This is a genomic window from Acinetobacter sp. G11, assembly GCF_049808495.1.
GTDB classification, from domain to species: domain Bacteria; phylum Pseudomonadota; class Gammaproteobacteria; order Pseudomonadales; family Moraxellaceae; genus Acinetobacter; species Acinetobacter kookii.
In genome coordinates, this window is the sequence record NZ_JBNCAT010000030.1 from 1 (window position 1) to 19,872 (window position 19,872).

A 19,872-nucleotide genomic window follows, 5' to 3' on the forward strand; every position below is an offset into this window, starting at 1 on the left:
CAGACATAGTGATCAGCATCTCGATTCATATCCAGTCCATGATGTTGATGCGCATCATAGACCAGACATTTTTATTGGTGAGAATACAGACACTTTAAATGGTTTCTAACATTTTTATTGCGTATAATCGCCATTATGTTAAATAAATGGTTTTACAAACTAAACCTAATGAATTTAATGTGGCAGCATATTGATGGTACAAAAAAGACTTAGGAACTTGATCAATGAGTCAACAAATTGAAAATACATTAGTCATTGAGGCTTACCAAGCAATTGCTGAAGAAATTCTAGCCTTTGTTGGAGAAAATTCTTGGGATGAAGCTGGAGCAACCTACGAAATTTTTGGGAAAATGATTAGTAGTACATGGTGGTCAAAATATAATAGTGAATTAGACCGACTCGGTAGTGATATTCCTAGAGATGTTAGTAAATTGGCTAAAGAAAAAATTTTTTTCCTTAGAAAGCATTTGCTTGATTTGACAGGTGATCGTATTTGGGGGCTAACTTTTACATTGTATCCAACTGGAAAGTTTAATATTCAATACGACTATAACAAGCCAAAAGATTATGAAGAAACTGATTATAGCTGAAGAACTAAATAATACGTGTATGAAAAAGTAAAGGCTTTGGAGGATTTGGGTTCTAGCGAATTAAGGAGTTACAGGTTCATTAGATTTTACCTTTTTAAGCTTTCCTAAAATTAACATAATACACGTTATACGAAATGCTATTTTTTATTCTATATAAATCAAAATCTTATTGTGTAGTAAAAAGCCCAAGTACGGATACTTGGGCTTTTTTAATAATTTATCATGTTCCACGCTTATTATTTAATCACTGTTCCATGCTTTTAATTAGGCAAACTGAACAAAAGAATCTTACTTGCCCAAAATCATTTCCAGGACAAACTTGGAACCAATAAAACCAATTGCCAGTAACATAAAACCAATGAGGGTAAAGCGAATGGCTTTCTGACCGCGCCAGCCAAACTGGTAATGGCCAATCAACAGGAAGCCATAAACAAACCAGGAAATAATACTGAACGCCGTTTTATGCGCCAAATGCTGGGCAAAGAAATTTTCAATGGTAAAGAAACCGAAACCAAGCGCTAAAGTCAGTAACACAAAACCGGTAATGATTAAATCAAACAGCAACGACTCCATGGCCTGAAACGACGGCAATAAATTGACCCAGAGTCTTTTGGTTTTATTTTTTAATTCACGGTTCTGAAACCACAAAATCACGGCCTGAATGGTCGCCATCAGCAGAACCGCATAGGCCGATAAAGACAAAATAATATGAATGTCTAAACCTAAGGAATGCTGCTCAATCACCTGATTGGATTTGCTTAAGGCAAAACCTAAAATCAGGCCGGTTGCAGCAACCGGAATGCCGAGTAAATTTAGCGCCAGAATAGGACGGAAGGTACTGAACAGCAGGCTGAGCAGCAGCATCAGACCGGAGGTAAATGACATTAACACAAAAACATCATAGTTAATGCCGGAAGGGGTCAGCATATCGCTACACAGAACACCGCCGTGCAACAACAACCCTAAACCGAGAACAAGCCCTAAAAACCAATGGTTTGGATCACGTTTTGACATTAAGTGAATAAACAGATACCAGAAGGATGAGGTATAAGCGACTAATGCTAAGATCGTGTAAACCAGGGGCAGGCTAATCATGTCAAACCTTTTTCAGGATGATGAATATTCATTTATATAAATTCGATGCGAACTACAGTATCCTATAGCATTCTATGCATAAATTTTCTATTTTAAGAAACAATTTTTTGCTCACGGCTATTTTAAGCGGAATTTGCAATGTTTGATACCTTAACAGAACGACTCACGCAGAGTTTAAGAAATGTTACTGGCTCAGGGCAGCTAACCGAAGACAATATTAAAGATACGTTACGTGAAGTACGTATGGCACTTCTTGAAGCCGATGTGGCGTTACCTGTAACTCGTGAGTTCATCGCGAAAGTTAAGGAAGAGGCATTGGGCCAAGAAGTGATGACTCAGTTATCACCGGGCCAGGCGTTCGTCAAAATTGTACATGACGAACTGACCAAAATGATGGGCGAGGCCAATGAAAGCCTTGATCTTGCAGCCAAACCTCCTGTAGTTGTCCTGCTTGCAGGTTTGCAAGGTGCGGGTAAAACCACGACTGCTGCAAAACTTGCGCGTTTCCTGCAAGAGCGTCAAAAGAAAAAAGTGGCCATGGTTTCTGCCGACGTTTACCGTCCAGCGGCAATCAAGCAGCTGCAAACGGTTGCGGGTGAAGTTGGTGCGATTTTCTTTGAATCCAGCGCAGACGAAAAACCGATTACCATTGCCAACCGTGCAATTGAACAGGCAAAAATTCAGTTCGCTGATGTCTTGATTGTCGATACCGCAGGTCGTCTGCACGTCGATGACGAAATGATGGACGAAATTAAAGAGCTCCACGCTGCCATCAAGCCAACTGAAACCCTGTTCGTGGTCGATGCCATGACCGGTCAGGATGCGGCAAATACAGCCAAAGCCTTTAACGATGCCTTGCCATTGACTGGTGTGATCCTGACCAAAACCGATGGTGATGCACGCGGTGGTGCAGCACTTTCGGTACGTGCGATTACCGGCAAGCCCATCAAGTTCCTGGGTATGGGTGAAAAACTTGATGCGCTTGAGCCATTCCATCCTGAGCGTATCGCACAGCGTATTCTCGGCATGGGTGACGTGCTTTCTTTGGTCGAAGAAGTTGAACGCAAGATCGACAAAGAAAAAGCCGAAAAAATGGCGAAGAAATTGCAAAAAGGCGGCAGCTTCAACTTTGAAGACATGCTGATGCAATTTGAGCAAATGAACAAAATGGGTGGCATGATGGGCTTCCTGGATAAACTTCCAGGCATGAGCAACTCGGGTATTCAAGACGCAATTGCGCAGGCAAACCCTGAAAAGCAAGTGAAAAAGATGGAAGCGATTATCCAGTCGATGACCATTAAAGAGCGCCGTAACCCGGACCTGATGAACCCAAGCCGTAAAAAACGTATTGCTGCCGGTTGCGGTATGGATGTTGCTGAAGTGAATAAACTGATCAAGCAACATGCGCAAATGGCGAAAATGATGAAGAAGTTTGCCAATCCGTCAGGTATGGCAAAAATGATGCGTTCATTGGGCAATATGCAAAAACAGTTCGGTGGCGGCGGTATGGGTCCACTCTTTGGTAATAAAGATCAGAAATAAGATGGAGCCTTAAGGTTCGATCAGAAAAAGGCGCGTAATGCGCCTTTTTTATTGCCTTTGTTCTATGCTTAAAACACTTTGAAAAAATCCAGCCACTTTTGTAACGAACAGGCTGGATTTTTTGAATCTAAGCGGCATATCATAATAAAATAATTCCAAAAATATGACTTGATAAGCACTTTTAAATAAGAAGAAAGCCTATGTCACAATTAAAAAAGAAAGTTTATATCGTTCATGGTGATCAGTCATCCGCCAATGATCACTGGTTTCCCTGGCTCAGTCAGCAAATCCAGCATTCAGGACATCTGGCAAGACGGCTGACCTTGCCCGATCCGAGTGCGCCCAATTTTCAGAACTGGCAAGCTGCAATACAGCTGCAAATACCCCGTTTAGATCCGGAAAGCATTATTGTCGCGCATGGTTTAGGTTGTCTTGCAAGTCTGCATTTTTTAACCCAGGCACTGAGCCAGACCCAGATTAGAGGGCTGATTCTAGTGGCTGGCTTTAAGGATAAACTCACTGCATTGCCTGAACTGGACGGTTTTATCCGGCAGGCAAAATTAGACATGGCCATTTTGCAGAAACAGATTGCGACCCGCTTTTTACTGTTTTCCTGCAATGACCCTTATGTGTCACCCCCCAAAGCCGTATTGCTCGGGCATTACATTAATGCTCAGATGCAGGAGGTAAACCATGCCGGGCATTTTATGCGCAGCGATGGTTTTGATGAATTTAACCAGGTTTGGGATGTGCTGAAACCCTTGCTGCATCATTCATCTAGCCAGAGTCTCTTGTAATCTGTTAGCAAGTAATGGCTTAAATTGCCGAATAAATATTTTCAGCGATGCATTTTTTATAAAAATACCAACAAATGAATCACTTCATTCCGGCTGAGCCTATTGCACACTAGAGCGACTTGCTGCAATGGAACCCCAACAATGGCTCAAGTGATTGTCATACATGGCTATACCGCCAGCCCGGAAGAAAACTGGTATCCCTGGCTGAAACAGCTTGCTGCTGAACAGCATTTTAGTGTGAACATTTTGCATCTGGATCCATCAACACATCCCCGGTTGTCAGTCTGGGAGGCACAGATAGAACAGCAGGCGGGTCGTCTGGATGAAAACAGTATTGTGATTGCGCATAGCTTGGGGACTATTGCGGCATTGCATTATTTATCCAAACATTTAATTCATCAGCGCATTCAACAGCTGGTTCTGATTGCCGGTTTTAATGGGCGTCTGGGACGTCTGAATGAAGTGAACCCGTTTATTGATGCTGCGCGGATTGATTTTGAATTGCTAAAACGTCAGGTTGAGCATCGCGTGGTGATTTATTCGCAAGGGGATGAGCATGTACCGCCCAAATTCAGTATTCAACAGGCCGCAAGCCTGGATGCCGAGCTGATTGCAGCCAAGCATCAGGGGCATTTTATCGATTCAGAAGGCTGTACCGAACTGCCTGAAGTCTGGCAGGTTATTCAGCCTTATTTGATTCGACAAAATCAGGCCTCGGCCAAGGAATAGATATAATTTTGCAGGCCTTTCAGCAGCAGATCCGGCTCGATAACAGGCTGATACTGGGCAAGATATTTGGCAAATAACGAAGCATCACCCCCGGTTAAAATCAGTTGGCTGGGGTATTTTTGCAGGACCTTTTCAATGGTGCTGACCAGACTGAGCAGAATGCCGTGATGAACGGCATCGATGGTATTGCGACCCGGGCTAAGCTCATCAAATGTTGCGTCGGGAATCTTGATGCCTTTGGTATTTTGAATCAGGGAATCACGCTGTAAATACAGATTGGGCAGGATATAACCGCCCAAGTGTTGCAGGCCATCGGTCAGGTCAATGGTCAGCGCAGTTCCACAACTGATCACACAGTATTTTTGCGCTGGATTATTCACCACAGCCAGCATTTGCAGCCAGCGGTCTATCCCAAACTTGCTGGTATCTTCATAAGCACAGCGCAGACCGGCATATTCGGCATGCACTTTGGCAAAAGTGACAGGCACATTTAAAAACTTGAGAATTTTCTGGATGCGTTCATTATTTTTTTTGTCCTGAACGGAAGACACCCCGACTTGCTGTAAATCCAGATTTTTAAAATGCAGGATTAAGCCCAATAGAAGTTCGGCAGGAGATTGCAGATGCAATTCTGCCGCATGTTCGACAATCTGGTCATTTTCAGTAATCCAGTATTTGAGTCGGGTATTGCCGATATCCAGCCATAAATTTTTCATTGCATTTCTCTAAAGAGAGGTGTCCAGGCGGCGTAAACGCCCTTGATAAAACTGTTTTAAACCGTCAGAGGTTTCAATAGTGACCGAACCATCATCCTGAATGCCCAGGAAGATCCCTGAACATACTCCCGAAAGGTGCTCAAATTCAACGGCCTGATCTTTAAAAGCCGCATAATGATTAAAGCGTGCAGCGAGGTTATAGCAGTCATGATCAAACCATGCGCTGGCTTGCTGGATGGCCATAAACAGTTCTGCAATCAGTTGAATACGTGAAATATCCTGTAATCCTAATTCACGCAGTGAGGTCGCATGCTGGTCAATCTGTGCTTTGGGAACAGGCTCAAGATTAATCCCGACACCGACAATGACCTGATGCGGAGAAATCGGTTCAACCAGAATGCCGCCCCATTTACCTTGGCAACTATACAGGTCGTTTGGCCATTTCACTTGCAAATCTAAATTTTGCAGACTCGGCATCTGTAAAATATTCAGTGCAATTTCAAGCGCAAGCCGGCCATCAATGGCTGTTCGCGTATTCAGCAATGTGCTTAAATAGATGTTGCCTTCAGGGGATACCCACTGTCGTTGGCGCTGTCCACGACCTTGAGTTTGTCGGGTACTGCAAACCAGAACACTCTGTACGCCTTTTAGTGCAATTTCACGTACATCATCATTGGTCGATGTGGTGACGGGTTTGAGTAGCAAAACTTCAGGAAGCTGATGGGCATCATCCAGGATTTTTTGCAGCTGTCGGGTCTCTAAATCCATTTAAATCTAAGTAACTGTGGAATGTGAATAATGGAGTTAATCATATATTTATTGATTGGTGCAATGGCGGGTTTTGCTGCTGGACTGTTTGGTGTGGGTGGCGGCCTGATTATTGTTCCCATTCTTTATATTGTATTTACCCAGTTACATTATGATCCTTCAGTGATTATGCATCTGGCCGTAGGCACGTCTCTGGCCACCATTATTGTGACTTCCATCAGCTCGGTTACAGCGCACCATAAAAGAGGCGCGGTGATGTGGGATGTATTTCGTAACTTGGCACCCGGACTGGCTTTAGGGGCATTTTTAGGGGCAGGGATTGCGGACTATCTGTCGGGTCAGGGCTTGCAATTATTGATTGGTTTTTTTGCCCTTTGGGTGGCTTACACCATGTTTAATGGCGCAAGCAAAGCGGTGGACCCGAGTCATCATTTACCTTCCCGAGCCATGCAAATCCTGGCCGGAGGCGGAATCGGGGTTGCCTCTGCCATATTCGGTATTGGCGGTGGCAGTCTGACCGTGCCGTATTTAAGCCGTCATGGCGTGGTGATCCAGAAAGCGGTGGCCACCTCAGCCGCAGGCGGCTTGCCGATTGCCATTGCCGGTGCTTTGGGCTTTATGTGGTTTGGTTCCAATACTGAGGCTGAAATACCGCATAGCATTGGCTATGTGCATATCTATGCCTTTATTGGCATTAGTGTCATGAGCTTCATGACGGCGAAGCTAGGCGCAAAAGTGGCGCATAAGTTATCGCCAGCCATGCTGAAAAGATGTTTTGCCTGCCTGTTGGCAACTGTCGGGGTGTATTTTATTTATCAAGGTTTTTCGACCTTTTTTTAATTTAGAAAAAACGATATAAAAGAGATGAGAAGGTGTGCTATGGTTTTTTACATTCACACCTTGATATTACTTATTCTGTTGTTTTTGGAAATGAAAGAATTAAAACTGAATTTATTTTTGTATTTTAAATGAATTATTTATGAGGGAGAATAGGGGCTAAAGACAGAAGCTGAAAGGGGATAGACGCTTGTATTCGATCCGCTTATCACAACCTGATATTGGCTTTTACGACTTGAAAATTGTCTGACAATGTCATATTTTTTGCAATTAAAATCAAGTAAAAAAGCAAGTAACAATCAGGATTTATTCAAAAGTTTTTTTGATTGCATCTTATAAAAACAAGATAGGAACAGTATGCAAGAACAAGAAAAGGACAGTTTGTCCGAGCAGATTGCCAGGCATATTAGTGAGCAAATCATTCGCGGTGAACTGGTTGAGGGAGAGCGCATTCAGGAATTGCGCATTTCATCCGAACTGGATGTCAGCCGTGGTTCGGTACGTGAAGCATTACTGTTGCTGGAGCGTACGCAGCTGATCGAAATCTATCCCCGCCGTGGGGCGATTGTTTCGGAAATGTCCGCCCAGCAGGTACGTGCCCTGTTTGAGATGTGTGCATTGCTCTGTGGCCAAATCGTGCAGCGCATGGCCGAAACCTGGCGTCCACATGAAGCCGAAAGAATTCAGACATTGCTTGAACAGTTGCATGAAGAAACCCGTCACGGCCATACTGAAAAATTTTATGATCTAATCTTTCAGGGCTTGTCACGCCAGCACGAAATGGTCGGCAATCCTTACTTGATGAAAGTCTATCAGGAGCTGTTACCTTCACTGCGCCGCAGCTATTTTTTAACCTTAAATATCTCACACCGTGAACTGCAGGAATCATTTGAGTTGTTCAAGTTGGTGACTGATGCAGTTTTGATCCGAAAATCACAACAAGCTACTTTATTTATGGATGATTTTTGTCGACACTTGCGCAACCTTGTGTTGGAATCTCTGACACGGATGAAACAAATCGAACTTGCATGGGCAAGACGTTCACGACGTTGATCAGGACATTATGCGTTTAAGCAGCTTAAAACTTTCCGGCTTTAAATCTTTTGCCGATAGTACCACTTTACATTTCAAGGCAAATCGTACCGCTGTGGTTGGACCTAACGGTTGTGGTAAATCCAATGTGATTGATGCCATACGTTGGGTCATGGGGGAATCCAGTGCACGCCAGCTGCGTGGCGGCAGCATGCAGGATGTAATTTTTACCGGAACTGCAAAACGAAAACCTGTCGGTGTGGCCAGTGTCGAACTGCGTTTTGACAATACCTATGGCAAGCTCGGTGGCGCTTACAATGCCTATAAGGAGCTGGCGGTGCGCCGTCAGGTCAACCGTGATGGCAAGTCTGAATATTTTTTAAATGGCACCAAATGCCGTCGTCGTGACATTACCGATATTTTCCTGGGAACCGGTTTGGGTCCTCGTTCCTACGCGATTATTGAACAGGGCATGATTAACCGTCTGGTGGATGCCAAACCTGAAGAAATGCGGGTGTTTATTGAGGAAGCGGCAGGGGTTTCGCGTTATCAGGCACGCCGTCGTGAAACCCTGTTGCATCTGGATCACACCACACAGAATTTATCCCGTCTGGAAGATATTGCCGCGGAACTGAAATCCCAGCTGAAAACCCTGAAACGTCAATCCGAAACTGCCATTCAATATAAAGAACTGGAAACCCGGATTCGTACCATCAAAGTGGAAGTGCTGTCGTTCCAGTGTGAACAAAGCAGCCGCTTACAGCAAGAATATACGGTGCAGATGAATGAACTGGGCGAAACCTTCAAGCTGGTGCGTTCGGAACTTACTACCCTGGAACATGACCTGACCGCGACCAGCGAATTATTCCAGCGCCTGATTCAGCAGTCCACGCCATTGCAAAATGAATGGCAACAGGCAGAAAAGAAACTGGCTGAACTGAAAGTGACACTGGAACAGAAGCAGTCCTTGTTCCAGCAAAATACGACAACTTTAAGTCAGCTGGAACAGCAAAAACTACAGACCAAAGAACGGTTGCAACTGATTGAATTGCAGATTGAAACGCTGCAAGCTCAACATGAGCAGCAGACTGAACAATTACAACAACAAGAAAGTCAGGGCCAAGATCAGGGGCAAACTCTGGGTGATTTGAAAGCGCAGCAGCAACAGGTACAGCAGCAATTTGAAGCAGTGAAAGCCCAGGTTGAAAAACAGCAGCAGCACAAAATGCAGATGCTGGCGCAAAGTGAGCAGCTCGCTAAAAATATTGCCCGGATTGAACAGCAAAAGCAGACCCTGCAACAGCAAGCCGCACAGATTCAAAATCAGGACCAGCTGGAGGATATTGAACAGCTGGAAAGTGAAAAAGTTCAACTGTCTCAGCAGATTGAACAGCTGGAACAAGCCATTCAAACGCAGAAACAGACATTAGAATGGGCACAGACCCAGTATGCGCAGCAAAAAAATGATGTTTCAAGTTTGAAGTCTGCGATTCAGGTGTTGCAGTCGGAACAGAAAAACCTCCATCAGTTGCTGATCAAGAACAGCCCTAAAGTCCAGAACAATGCCGTGCAGTTGATGCAGGTGTTGAAGCTCAAGGATCAGGCCAAAGAGCATGCCAATCTGATTGAAAAGTTTTTGGCAAAATGGCTCTCTGCACAAGTACTGGATGCCAATGCAGATTTCACGGAAAGTATTGCCCGCCAGTTGAAGGTTCAGTTTGCACAAGGGCAGATTCAACTGGCCGGTTTGCCTTGTCTGGCCGAATGGATTGAATCGCCGCAGCATTCCATCTGGCAGCAGGTGGCCGTTGCGGACCATCTTCATCAGGCTTTGGCGTTACAGTCGCAATTGGGCGTTGGTCAGTCCATCTTGACGCTGGATGGTTATCAGGTGGCTCAGGACTGGGTGATCGGTCTGTTTTACGATGAAGCCAGTCAGACAGGACAAGGGGCACTGAGTCATCGTATCCGTTTGGAAGAAATTGAAACAGCATTGGCACAGCAGTTGCCACAGCTTGAAATTGCAGAACTGCAATTGCCGGAACTGCTAAAACAGATTCAAACGCTGCAAAAAAACATTCAAGATCAGCAACACCAGTTAAAGCTGCAGCAAAAAGCATTGCAGCAGCTGGATGTCAACATAGCCAAAGTACAAAGTACGGCTCAGGCTTTTTCGCTTCAGAAACAGCAACTGGCCAGTCAGCTTCAACAGCTGGATGAGCAGCTGGAAGAAGATGCCATGCAGAAAGATGATCTGGAAATTGACCTGCATGCCTTAAACCTGAAACTGGAACAGACTTTACCGAATTATAAGACCCTGCAATTCCAGGTTGAGGAACTGACCGAGCAGCTGGAAAACACCCAGCACACCTGGCAGCAGGCGCAACAGGAATTGGAGCTGCTACGTCGTCAGGTCACGCAAACCCGGCAGCAAATTGAATTGCTGGAAAAAGATGCTTCATTCTCAAAAGCACAGTATCAGCAGATTATTGCGCAAATGGAGCAGGCGAAAAAGTTTGTCGATCCGGTGCAACTGGAACTGCCGGCGCTGCAATCGCAATTCAACGAGCAGGCGCAAATAACCGAAAAGCTGCAAAAGACCTGGAATGAATGGCAGGTTGAGCTGAACAGTGTTCAGGAAAAACAGCAGCACCTGACCGAACAGCGTCATCAGCACCAGCAGCAAGACGAGAAATTGCGAGGCCAGTTGGAAGAGAAACGTCTGGCCTGGCAAGTGGCCAAATCGGACTTCCAGCATTATTCAGAGCAATTGGCTGCATTGAATAGCGAGGTGATTGGTGGCCTGAATATTGATCTGGTTGCCCATCAAAAACAGCTGGAACAGGCACAGCAGCGCTTTGAAAAACTGGGTGCGGTCAATCTGGCAGCTTCTGAAGAGTATGAGGAAGTCTCCAGGCGCTTTGAAGAACTGAGTCATCAGATTGAAGACCTGGAAAAAACAGTCGATCAATTACAAGGCGCCATGAAGAGTATTGATCAGGAAACCCGCAAGTTATTCATGACGACGTTTGATCAGGTCAATCATGAGCTGCAAGAGCTGTTCCCTAAAGTATTTAATGGTGGAGAAGCCAGTTTAAGCCTTGAAGATGACTGGCAATCGGGTGTAAAACTAATGGCGCGCCCACCGGGTAAACGTAACAGTTCTCTGGCGTTACTCTCTGGGGGGGAAAAAGCATTAACGGCATTGGCATTGGTGTTTGCCATCTTCCGTTTAAATCCGGCACCGTTCTGTGTACTGGATGAGGTCGATGCACCTTTGGACGATGCCAACGTGGGTCGGTTTTGTAACCTGGTAAAAGAACTTTCTGAACAGGTGCAATTCATTTACATTACCCATAATAAAGTTGCAATGACGATGGCAACCGATTTGTTAGGTGTTACCATGCCAGAACCGGGCACCTCAAAATTAGTCACTGTCGATTTGGAACAGGCAAAAGAATACGGTTTAGTTGCGGAGTCATAGTATGGAAGTCACTACGATTGTTGGCATAGTTATCGCCATCATCATTATGCTATTCGGTTTAAGATTATTGTTTAAAAAACCTGGGGATGCAGCACCGTCACTAGATTCGGAACTTCATGTCAATTCTGACAGCCAGCAACCGGTCATTCCGCGTCATGTGCGTGATCAATTACAAAGTGCAAAAGAAGCCGAACGTGTTGAACCGACTTTAACTGAAACGGCGGCTGAACAGCTTCCGGCGGCTCAGCAGGCAGAAGCGCAAGCAGAAAAGGCTGAAACCGCTCAGGCTGAACAGGCAGCAGCACCCGCTCAGGCGGAGCTAAAAGCCGATGCTACAGCGGTAAAAGAGGAAAAATCGGCAGCCAGCCCAGAGCCGGCACAGCAGGGTGAAGATAAAAAAGCGGATGAATTCAACCTGAACAGCAGCATTGAAAAAGCTGAAATTTCAGACTTTGACGATGAAAGCAGCATTCTGGATGAGCATTTGCATGAGCAGCAACGTGTGGATGAAGCCAGTGCCTTGTCGACCGCAGCCGAATTTATTGCCTTGAATATTTACCCGGAACGTCGGGTGCTTTCCGGAGAGAAAACCTTAAAAGTGTTGCTGAAATATGGCCTGCGTTTTGGTGAAATGGCCTGTTTCCATCGTTATAGTGAAGATGGCAGCAAGTTACTGTTCTCGGTATTGCAGATTACCGACGAAGGTGCAGCCGGTTTTGATCTGGAAACCCTGTCCACTGAACAGGTAAAAGGTTTGGCCTTCTTCCTGGCATTGCCACACAGCGATGTGCAAAATGCCTTCGATACCATGGACAGCATTTCACGCCTGATTGCCCGTGAAATTGACGGCACCGTGTATGACCAGAACAATCAGGAATTTACGCCACAATTACGTGAACAATGGCGTCATTTCGCAATTGATTACCGTGCAGGTCAAAGCGCAGAAGTTTAGTTTGAAACTGAGTGACCCGATTTCTATAATAGCGGGTAGATCAAATAGTTATGAAGGGCGGAAATAGACCGCCCTTTTTTATGGTGTAGATATGACCGAAAATTCCACTATCAAAGCGCAAATGCGTCAATTGATTCAAATTTTAGCCAAGCATAACCATGCCTATTATGTAATGGATCAACCCAGCATTGAAGATAGTGAATATGATCAACTCTTTCATCAGCTCAAGGCTTTAGAAGAACAATATCCTGAATATGTGCAGGCGGATACGCCAACCAGTAAAGTTGGTGGTAAGGCACTCACAAAATTTGCCAGCGTGACCCATGCCGTACCGATGCTGTCATTGGGCAATGTCTTTAACCAGGAAGAACTGTTTGCCTTTGCGCGCCGCATTGAAGAGCGTTTACCGAACCAGAAAATTCAGTACGATGTCGAACTGAAGTTTGATGGCCTGGCCATTTCCCTATGGTATGAAAATGGTGTACTGGTGCGTGGGGTTACCCGTGGTGACGGCGAAACCGGTGAGGATATTACCCATAATGTTAAAACCATCCGTAACTTGCCGAAAGTTTTAAGCTCTGCACAGGCTCAGGTGCCGACGCTGCTTGAAGTGCGGGGTGAAGTGCTGATTCCTAAAGCGGGTTTTGAAAAACTGAATGCCGAAAATGAGGCCAAAGGCGAAAAGACCTTTGCCAACCCGCGTAATGCAGCAGCAGGCAGTCTGCGCCAGCTCGATCCAAATGTTGCAGCCTCACGGCCACTGGCCTTTTATGCCTATGGTATAGCGCAGTGCGAACCGTATCATGGCCAGACCACCATGTATGCCAGTCTGGAATGGTTAACCCAGTTTGGTTTTACCATCGGGGAAAGCCATTTTATTTGCGACACGATTCAGGACGTACAAAAAGCCTATGAAAAAATCAATGCGGAACGTGCCGATTTAAGCGTTGAAATTGATGGGCTGGTGATCAAGGTCGATGACTTGAAGCAGCAAAGACAGCTCGGATTTTTAAGTCGCGAACCGCGTTGGGCAACCGCCTATAAGTTCCCGGCGGTGGCGGCTTTAACCACGGTAGAAAATATTGATTGGCAAGTGGGACGTACCGGAACTTTAACCCCGGTTGCACGTTTAAACCCTGTCGCTGTCGGTGGGGTTACGGTGTCCAATGTCACCCTGCATAATATTGGAGAAATCCACCGTCTGGATGTGCGGATTGGCGATACGGTCAGCGTGTATCGTAGCGGGGACGTGATTCCGAAAGTGGAAAAAGTCTGGCCGGAATTCCGCCCGGACGAGGCGGTAGAGGTTCATCTTCCGGAACAATGTCCAGTCTGCGATTCACCGGTGGTGATGCCTGAGGGCGAGGCCTTGGCACGCTGCTCTGGCGGTTTGTACTGTGCTGCACAGCGGATAGAAGCCATTCGCCACTTTGTTTCGCGTAAGGCCATGGATATTGAAGGTCTGGGCGATCGCTGGGTGGAATGTTTGTTACATCTCGACCTGCTTAAAAATGTGGCGGATATTTACTGCTTGCATGAGCACCGTGAACAGCTCTTAAGCATTGATAAAATGGGTGAAAAGTCGGTACAAAACCTGTTTGATGCCATTGAAAACAGCAAGAAAACCACACTGGCTTCCTTTATTTATGCCTTGGGGATTCGCGGCGTGGGAGAAACCACGGCACGTATGCTGGCCAATACCTTCCAGACTTTTGAAGCCTTACAGAATGCAGATATTGAAGCACTGAAGAAAACGCCAGATGTCGGTGATATCACAGCTGAATGGATCGTGGACTTTTTCCAGGCGCCGCATAACCTGGAAGTGGTCAAGCGTTTGCTCGAAGCAGGAATTCACTGGGATGCGCCAGTCGCCCCGACACGTCAACCGCTGAATGGCGAAAGCTGGGTGGTGACAGGTACGCTCAGCAGTATGGGACGGGATGAAGCGACACAGTTACTCCAGGCCTTAGGCGCTCGGGTTAGTGGCAGTGTATCCAGTAAAACCAAATGTGTGGTTGCTGGCGAGAAAGCTGGTTCCAAGCTGGATAAGGCAGAAAAACTGGGTATTCCAGTTTTAAATGAAGAACAGTTTATTGCACTGATGAAAGAGCATGGTCAAATAGAAGACTGATCTTTCTAAACAATGACCTAAATGAAAAAGACACCGAGGATGATGAATCTTGAGGTGTCTTTTTTACAGCGATTTCAAAATGATAAGCGTTGGTGACTGTGGTAGGGGACAGACAAATAAAAGCACAGGGTCGTCATTGTGAGTTGAATTCACGTACAATATTGATTCATTTGCAGGTCTAGATCCTGACTTATCAGATTATTCTGTTCTCCCGTTGATTATTGGCATACACATGGCGCAAGCAAAGAAATCTTTTCCGCAACAAAAATCGGAATTACATGCACGAAATCTGCATCGCAGTCGTTACGATTTTCCCCAGTTAATCAAGAGCTGTCCGGAACTTGCACCTTTTGTCCGCCCAAATCAATATAACGATCTTTCAGTCGACTTTTCTGATCCATACGCTGTAAAAATGCTCAATAAAGCATTACTCAAGCATTTTTATGGCATTCAATATTGGGATATTCCTCAAGATTATCTTTGCCCACCTATTCCCGGTAGGGCCGACTATATTCACTATTTAGCTGACTTGTTGAGTCTCAACAATAAAGGTCAGATTCCGACAGGACACGCAGTTCATGTATTAGATATTGGGGTTGGGGCGAACTGTATTTATCCGATCATTGGTCATCGTAGTTATGGTTGGAAATTTGTCGGCTCAGATATTCATGCTGCATCCGTTAAAAGTGCTCAATTTATTGTGCAGGCAAATCCGAATCTAAGAAAGGGGATTCAGATTCGATTACAGAAAACAGCAATCAATATTTTCAAAGGTGTGATGAAACCCTCAGATCGTTTTGATTTGACCCTGTGTAACCCACCATTTCATGCCTCGCAAGATGAAGCAAATACCACAGCAACGCAAAAATTAAGAAAACTGGGCAAACCGGTTGATCGGACGAAGCTGGTGTTAAACTTTGGCGGGCAAAAGAACGAATTATGGTGTGAGGGTGGCGAAGAACGATTTGTTTGCCAGATGGTACAAGAAAGTACACAGTTTGCTGAGCAATGCCTTTGGTTTAGTACACTGGTTTCTAAGAAAACAACGTTGCCAATGCTCTTAAATACCTTGCGTAAGAGCGGAGCAGTGGATGTGAAAACCATTAAAATGACTCAGGGGCAAAAAGAGAGTCGTTTTGTCGCTTGGACTTTTCTAGATGCAAAGCAACAGCAGGCGTGGAAAAATGCGCGTTGGACTTCTGCTTAGCTTGTTTTTAGGCAGAAATAGTGAGCTTGTGGGCGCATAAGTCGGTGTAGTAGCTCAAATTTAATCTGACAGACACAATAAAAAATTGGGTAACTGTCAGATCAGGTTTGAGCTAGTACAATTAAGGAATATATTTTTTCACGACCCCATCATCCAGTAGCTGCTGGAAATGCTCTACCAGGCTGGTCTCAATGTTGCGATATTGCATCCCCAGGTCTTGCTTACTCTTCTGGGCATTAAAATAGATGGGATAGCCCATATTCAGTTCAACAAATGACTTGGAAAAACCAGCCAAAGGCCCAAACAGTTTAAAAGCTGCTTTCGGCAGCAGATTGCGTGGGAAAGGGAACTTGGCACCAAAGTTGCGACGTAAAATCTTTCCCATTTCCAAAAGGCTTAGTGTGCCGCCACTAATAATATAGCGACCTTTGGCATCAGGATTAAATGCTGCCTGAACATGAGCTTCTGCGACATCACGAACATCAACGATCCCATTCCACATAGGCGGTACACCGAACAAAGTCATGCCGTTAGCAAACTGCTGTAGCACTTCGACACTGCCTGACTGGGTATTTGGCGTGAGCGATGGACCGAGAACCAGAGCAGGGTTAATGCATACCAGTTCCCAGCGATCTTGTGCTTGTTGCATCTCCCATGCTTTACGTTCTGCCATAACCTTGGAATAGGAATACGGTTGATGTGTTTCGGAACTGGTGGTATTCCAATGCGACTCATCAAATTCATTCTTTGCAGTGTGCTGAATGTCAATGGCATCGCCATAAGTGGCAGCAATGCTTGAAGTGACAATCACACGTTTAACCGATTCGGTTTTATTGACGCTGTTCAGTACATTTTCAGTACCTAAAATCGCAGGTTCAATAATGTCTTTGACTGCATTTTTAAAATTATTCACCACAAAAGGCGATGCCATATGCAGCACGATTTCACAGCCTTGCATAGCTGCATCGAATGAATGGGGCTCAAGGAGATTGGCTTTAAAAAGTTTAAGTGTGCCGGTGGTTTCGGCGGCAATTTTCTCTAAATGGGCAAAACTTGGCTTTTTGTTCAGGTTGCGGACAGTAGCATGGACAGTATGGCCTTGCTCCAGTAAATTTTTAATGACCCAACTGGCAATGTAGCCTGTCGCACCTGTTACAAGAATGGGTGCAGTCTGTTGTGGATTCGTCATGAGTTAAACCATTGTTGTTTTTAAATTTGCGTATATCTTAGAGTGAAATCTCAGGCCTGTCTTTGATTGATTGACGCTGAGTTTAGCTAAAATGTGTATGTAACGACGCTTTCTTTCCCGTTGATCGATACTCGAGGATTTATTGGGCTTAAACAGCCAGTACGAGGTGCTGAACGACGCTCAGCCCAGACAGGGATCATGGATAAGGTCATTTATCGGCTAAGAAAATAAGAACCATATGTAAGCGTTACAAATCTTAAAAATATACTTTTACTGTTTAAATTGGCCTTTGTGAAATTGCCTTAATTCTGCAAAGGTTTATTTTTTATATGGAAAATATTGTTAAATGAACTGCAAATGCGTATGTTTCTCATTTTAATTTTATAAAAATCATAAACTTACATAATTTTTATTTTGCATTGATGCCCGGTTTTGTCCATAATGTCAGAAAAAGAGTATGGAGTATTTGAAATGCGTGGCAATCCAGAGGTCGTAGACTATCTAAACATGTTGATTGGTGGCGAACTGGCAGCTCGTGATCAATATCTTATTCATTCTCGTATGTATGAAGATTGGGGTTTAAGCAAGATTTTTGAACGGATCGACCATGAAATGCAGGAAGAAGCTGCTCATGCCGATGCGCTTATTCGCCGTGTATTGTTTTTAGAAGGTACACCGAATATGAACCGTGATGACATCGAAACCGGTGAAGATGTGGTCAGCTGTTTAAAAGCGGATTTAAAACTTGAATATCATGTACGTGAGAAATTGGCACAAGGCGTAAAATTGTGCGAAGAAAAAGGCGATTACGTGAGCCGTGATATGCTTCGTCAGCAAATGTCGGATACTGAAGAAGATCATACTTACTGGCTGGAAAAACAGATTCGTCTGATTGAATTGATTGGTTTGCAAAACTATATTCAATCGCAAATGTAAGTCTAAATGCTCAAATATAAAGCCTGACCTGAGTCGGGCTTTTTTATTTTTTAAATTTATGATTGAGATGGTGGAAAGACAGACTATTGAGAAAATTTCCGGATATCCGCCAAGACCTGAGCAGCATGGGTTTGCGTATTCACACTGTTGTAGTGATAAACAATGCTGCCTTGAGGATCAATCAAAAAGCTTTCCCGTTTGGCTATTTTAGTAATGCCCAGATTACGCACAATACCCAATTGATTCGATAACTGGTGCTTGTGGTCTGCCAGTATCGGAAACGGCAAGGCTAATTTTTCTGAAAATTTTTGATGGGATTTCACATCATCCAGACTCACCCCTAAAACCACGGCATTGCTTTTTAAAAATTGTGGATAGAGCACCTTAAACTGATTGGCTTCCTGGGTACAGCCGGGAGAGTTGTCTTTAGGATAGAAATATAACACCACCCATTTGCCTTTATACTGGCTCAAGGAATGCCATTGAGCATTTTGATCCTGCAATTTAAATGCAGGTGCCGCTTTTCCAACCCATTGTTTATGGGTATTTTCTGATTTTAAAAAAATAGATTCTTCTGCTGCATGTGCATGTATTGTTGTATTGAAACAGAGCAGACAACCGAGTGTAAGTAAAACGCTGCTTAATTTTTTTGATTCATTCATATCGTATATTTTTTAGAATGGATAAGAAGATGTATCGATCTTAACAAAATTTAAAATGTAGGGAAGAGTAGAAATGATGGGTATTTATTTTAATTGCTGCCATGATCAAGGGTTTATTGATTAAATGTAATAAAAATAAAAACTTATGGATATTTGTACAGGGTTGATCAAGTTGCAATCGGATGTTTTAAAGCAACTTCCTATACAGTTTAAGGGGAATCGGAAAAAGATGATTCCTGTATGGTTATAGGGAGATGCATAAAATGCTGATCGGGGTGGAGGGTTGCATTTCACCTGTAATAGCGGAGGCTAAATGAATTTTGAAATGCCGCTGTGTGAATCGAAAGAGAGGTTTTATACTGTTCAAATAATTTAGTTTTTTAGAGCTTACCTTGAATCAACGTATTTTACTCATCACGGGCTGGGGCGGTGGAACCCAACTGCTTGATCCATTAAAACAGGCTTTGGCAGCGCAAGGACATGAGGTTGAACTTTGCAACATCTTTAACGCTTTAGATGAACAGGTTCTACAGCAAAAAGTGGAATTGGCGCATCAGTTTGATGTGATTGCCGGCTGGTCTTTGGGGGGGCAGTTGGCCACAGTGCTGGCCGACCAGGTTCAAAAGCAGCATGGACAGGAAAAAGTATTGATTACTTTGGGTTCCAATCCCTGTTTCGTTGCGAATGATACCTGGCCCATGGCGATGGATCAGCCGACATTTCAGCAGTTCAAACAGTCATTTGAGCAGGATGCCATTTCCACCTTAAAAAAGTTTGGCTATATGGTGTGTCAAGGCACAGCAACCACCAAAGCAGACTTCATCACTTTGCAAGGTTTGATTCAGGCTCAATCGATTGAAACTTTAAGACAAGGACTATTTTGCCTTGAGTATTTAAATAATGTTGATATCTTGAGGGATTACCCAGGTCATCAATATCATGTCTTTGCAAAACAGGACTTTTTAGTTAGTTACAAAGTTCAAAGAAATTTTCAGAAATTCAATGCAAAGTTTTTGGAAACAGAGCTGATTAGCGGGTCACATGGCTTTCCTTTATTTGAAGCTGAACTGATAACTGGCAAAATCTGCCAATTTTTAAAGAAAATAGAACAAACAAACGGATAACTGGTTTATCTCGCAATTTATTTTTGGTTCATGCAGGTTTAAGATCATGAAAAATTGATTTTCAAGCATCTGAATGGAGTA

17 protein-coding genes are annotated in these 19,872 nt (G+C 44.3%); 12 read left to right on the forward strand and 5 right to left on the reverse strand.

Features of this window, described 5'->3' with window-relative positions; all coding sequences use genetic code 11:
* Nucleotides 1-224: 224 nt before the first annotated feature.
* Complete coding sequence (locus ACPUEY_RS11020; RefSeq protein WP_092818267.1) at nt 225-590, forward strand: hypothetical protein; 366 nt, start codon at nt 225-227, stop codon at nt 588-590.
* Nucleotides 591-878: 288 nt separating this feature from the next.
* On the opposite strand, the gene ACPUEY_RS11025 is transcribed toward ACPUEY_RS11020, so the two are convergent.
* Nucleotides 879-1,685: a cytochrome C assembly family protein gene (locus ACPUEY_RS11025; RefSeq protein ID WP_425122112.1), complete on the reverse strand. Its 807-nt coding sequence runs from the start codon at nt 1,683-1,685 to the stop codon at nt 879-881.
* 138 nt (nt 1,686-1,823) lie between these two features.
* Here ACPUEY_RS11025 and ffh point away from each other — a divergent pair, with 138 nt between their 5' ends.
* The 3 genes from ffh (at nt 1,824) to ACPUEY_RS11040 (ending at nt 4,753) form a co-directional block, all read left to right on the forward strand.
* Nucleotides 1,824-3,227, forward strand: coding sequence for a signal recognition particle protein (gene ffh, locus ACPUEY_RS11030; RefSeq protein WP_131273700.1), 1,404 nt, complete (start codon nt 1,824-1,826; stop codon nt 3,225-3,227).
* A gap of 200 nt (nt 3,228-3,427) precedes the next feature.
* Nucleotides 3,428-4,024 (forward strand): RBBP9/YdeN family alpha/beta hydrolase, encoded by a 597-nt coding sequence (locus ACPUEY_RS11035; RefSeq protein ID WP_261183088.1) that lies wholly within the window; start codon nt 3,428-3,430, stop codon nt 4,022-4,024.
* A 141-nt stretch (nt 4,025-4,165) separates the two neighbouring features.
* Complete coding sequence (locus ACPUEY_RS11040) at nt 4,166-4,753, forward strand: RBBP9/YdeN family alpha/beta hydrolase (RefSeq protein ID WP_425122113.1); 588 nt, start codon at nt 4,166-4,168, stop codon at nt 4,751-4,753.
* Here ACPUEY_RS11040 and ACPUEY_RS11045 read toward each other — a convergent pair.
* On the reverse strand, nt 4,732-5,469 hold the full coding sequence (locus ACPUEY_RS11045; protein ID WP_131273697.1) for a type III pantothenate kinase: 738 nt from the start codon (nt 5,467-5,469) through the stop codon (nt 4,732-4,734). The genes ACPUEY_RS11040 and ACPUEY_RS11045 overlap by 22 nt on opposite strands.
* Nucleotides 5,470-5,478: 9 nt before the next feature.
* Nucleotides 5,479-6,237 (reverse strand): biotin--[acetyl-CoA-carboxylase] ligase, encoded by a 759-nt coding sequence (locus tag ACPUEY_RS11050; RefSeq protein ID WP_425122114.1) that lies wholly within the window; start codon nt 6,235-6,237, stop codon nt 5,479-5,481.
* A gap of 30 nt (nt 6,238-6,267) precedes the next feature.
* On the opposite strand from ACPUEY_RS11050, the gene ACPUEY_RS11055 reads away from it, so the two are divergent.
* The 6 genes from ACPUEY_RS11055 to rlmF all read left to right on the forward strand — a co-directional run bounded on the left by ACPUEY_RS11055 (nt 6,268) and on the right by rlmF (nt 15,880).
* Nucleotides 6,268-7,077 (forward strand): sulfite exporter TauE/SafE family protein, encoded by an 810-nt coding sequence (locus ACPUEY_RS11055; RefSeq protein ID WP_425122115.1) that lies wholly within the window; start codon nt 6,268-6,270, stop codon nt 7,075-7,077.
* 354 nt (nt 7,078-7,431) lie between these two features.
* Nucleotides 7,432-8,127, forward strand: coding sequence for a GntR family transcriptional regulator (locus ACPUEY_RS11060; protein WP_131273694.1), 696 nt, complete (start codon nt 7,432-7,434; stop codon nt 8,125-8,127).
* A 10-nt stretch (nt 8,128-8,137) separates the two neighbouring features.
* A complete protein-coding gene (gene smc, locus ACPUEY_RS11065; RefSeq protein WP_425122131.1) occupies nt 8,138-11,590 on the forward strand; it encodes a chromosome segregation protein SMC in 3,453 nt (1,150 codons plus the stop codon).
* A 1-nt stretch (nt 11,591) separates the two neighbouring features.
* The gene (locus tag ACPUEY_RS11070; RefSeq protein ID WP_131273693.1) at nt 11,592-12,542 is read left to right on the forward strand and encodes a cell division protein ZipA C-terminal FtsZ-binding domain-containing protein; all 951 of its coding nucleotides are present in this window, start codon (nt 11,592-11,594) and stop codon (nt 12,540-12,542) included.
* Nucleotides 12,543-12,633: 91 nt separating this feature from the next.
* Entirely contained in the window at nt 12,634-14,673 is a 2,040-nt protein-coding gene (gene ligA / locus ACPUEY_RS11075; RefSeq protein WP_425122116.1) for an NAD-dependent DNA ligase LigA, read from the forward strand.
* 232 nt (nt 14,674-14,905) lie between these two features.
* The gene (rlmF, locus tag ACPUEY_RS11080; protein WP_425122117.1) at nt 14,906-15,880 is read left to right on the forward strand and encodes a 23S rRNA (adenine(1618)-N(6))-methyltransferase RlmF; all 975 of its coding nucleotides are present in this window, start codon (nt 14,906-14,908) and stop codon (nt 15,878-15,880) included.
* A 121-nt stretch (nt 15,881-16,001) separates the two neighbouring features.
* Here rlmF and ACPUEY_RS11085 read toward each other — a convergent pair whose 3' ends face one another.
* Nucleotides 16,002-17,069, reverse strand: coding sequence for an SDR family oxidoreductase (locus tag ACPUEY_RS11085; RefSeq protein ID WP_425122118.1), 1,068 nt, complete (start codon nt 17,067-17,069; stop codon nt 16,002-16,004).
* A 471-nt stretch (nt 17,070-17,540) separates the two neighbouring features.
* On the opposite strand from ACPUEY_RS11085, the gene ftn reads away from it, so the two are divergent.
* The gene (gene ftn, locus ACPUEY_RS11090) at nt 17,541-18,005 is read left to right on the forward strand and encodes a heteropolymeric bacterioferritin subunit Ftn (RefSeq protein WP_092818879.1); all 465 of its coding nucleotides are present in this window, start codon (nt 17,541-17,543) and stop codon (nt 18,003-18,005) included.
* Nucleotides 18,006-18,088: 83 nt separating this feature from the next.
* Here the strand turns inward: ftn and ACPUEY_RS11095 are convergent, their stop codons facing one another.
* Nucleotides 18,089-18,667 (reverse strand): peroxiredoxin, encoded by a 579-nt coding sequence (locus tag ACPUEY_RS11095; RefSeq protein WP_425122119.1) that lies wholly within the window; start codon nt 18,665-18,667, stop codon nt 18,089-18,091.
* Nucleotides 18,668-19,059: 392 nt separating this feature from the next.
* Here ACPUEY_RS11095 and ACPUEY_RS11100 point away from each other — a divergent pair, with 392 nt between their 5' ends.
* Entirely contained in the window at nt 19,060-19,791 is a 732-nt protein-coding gene (locus ACPUEY_RS11100; protein WP_425122120.1) for a hydrolase, read from the forward strand.
* Nucleotides 19,792-19,872 lie beyond the last annotated feature (81 nt).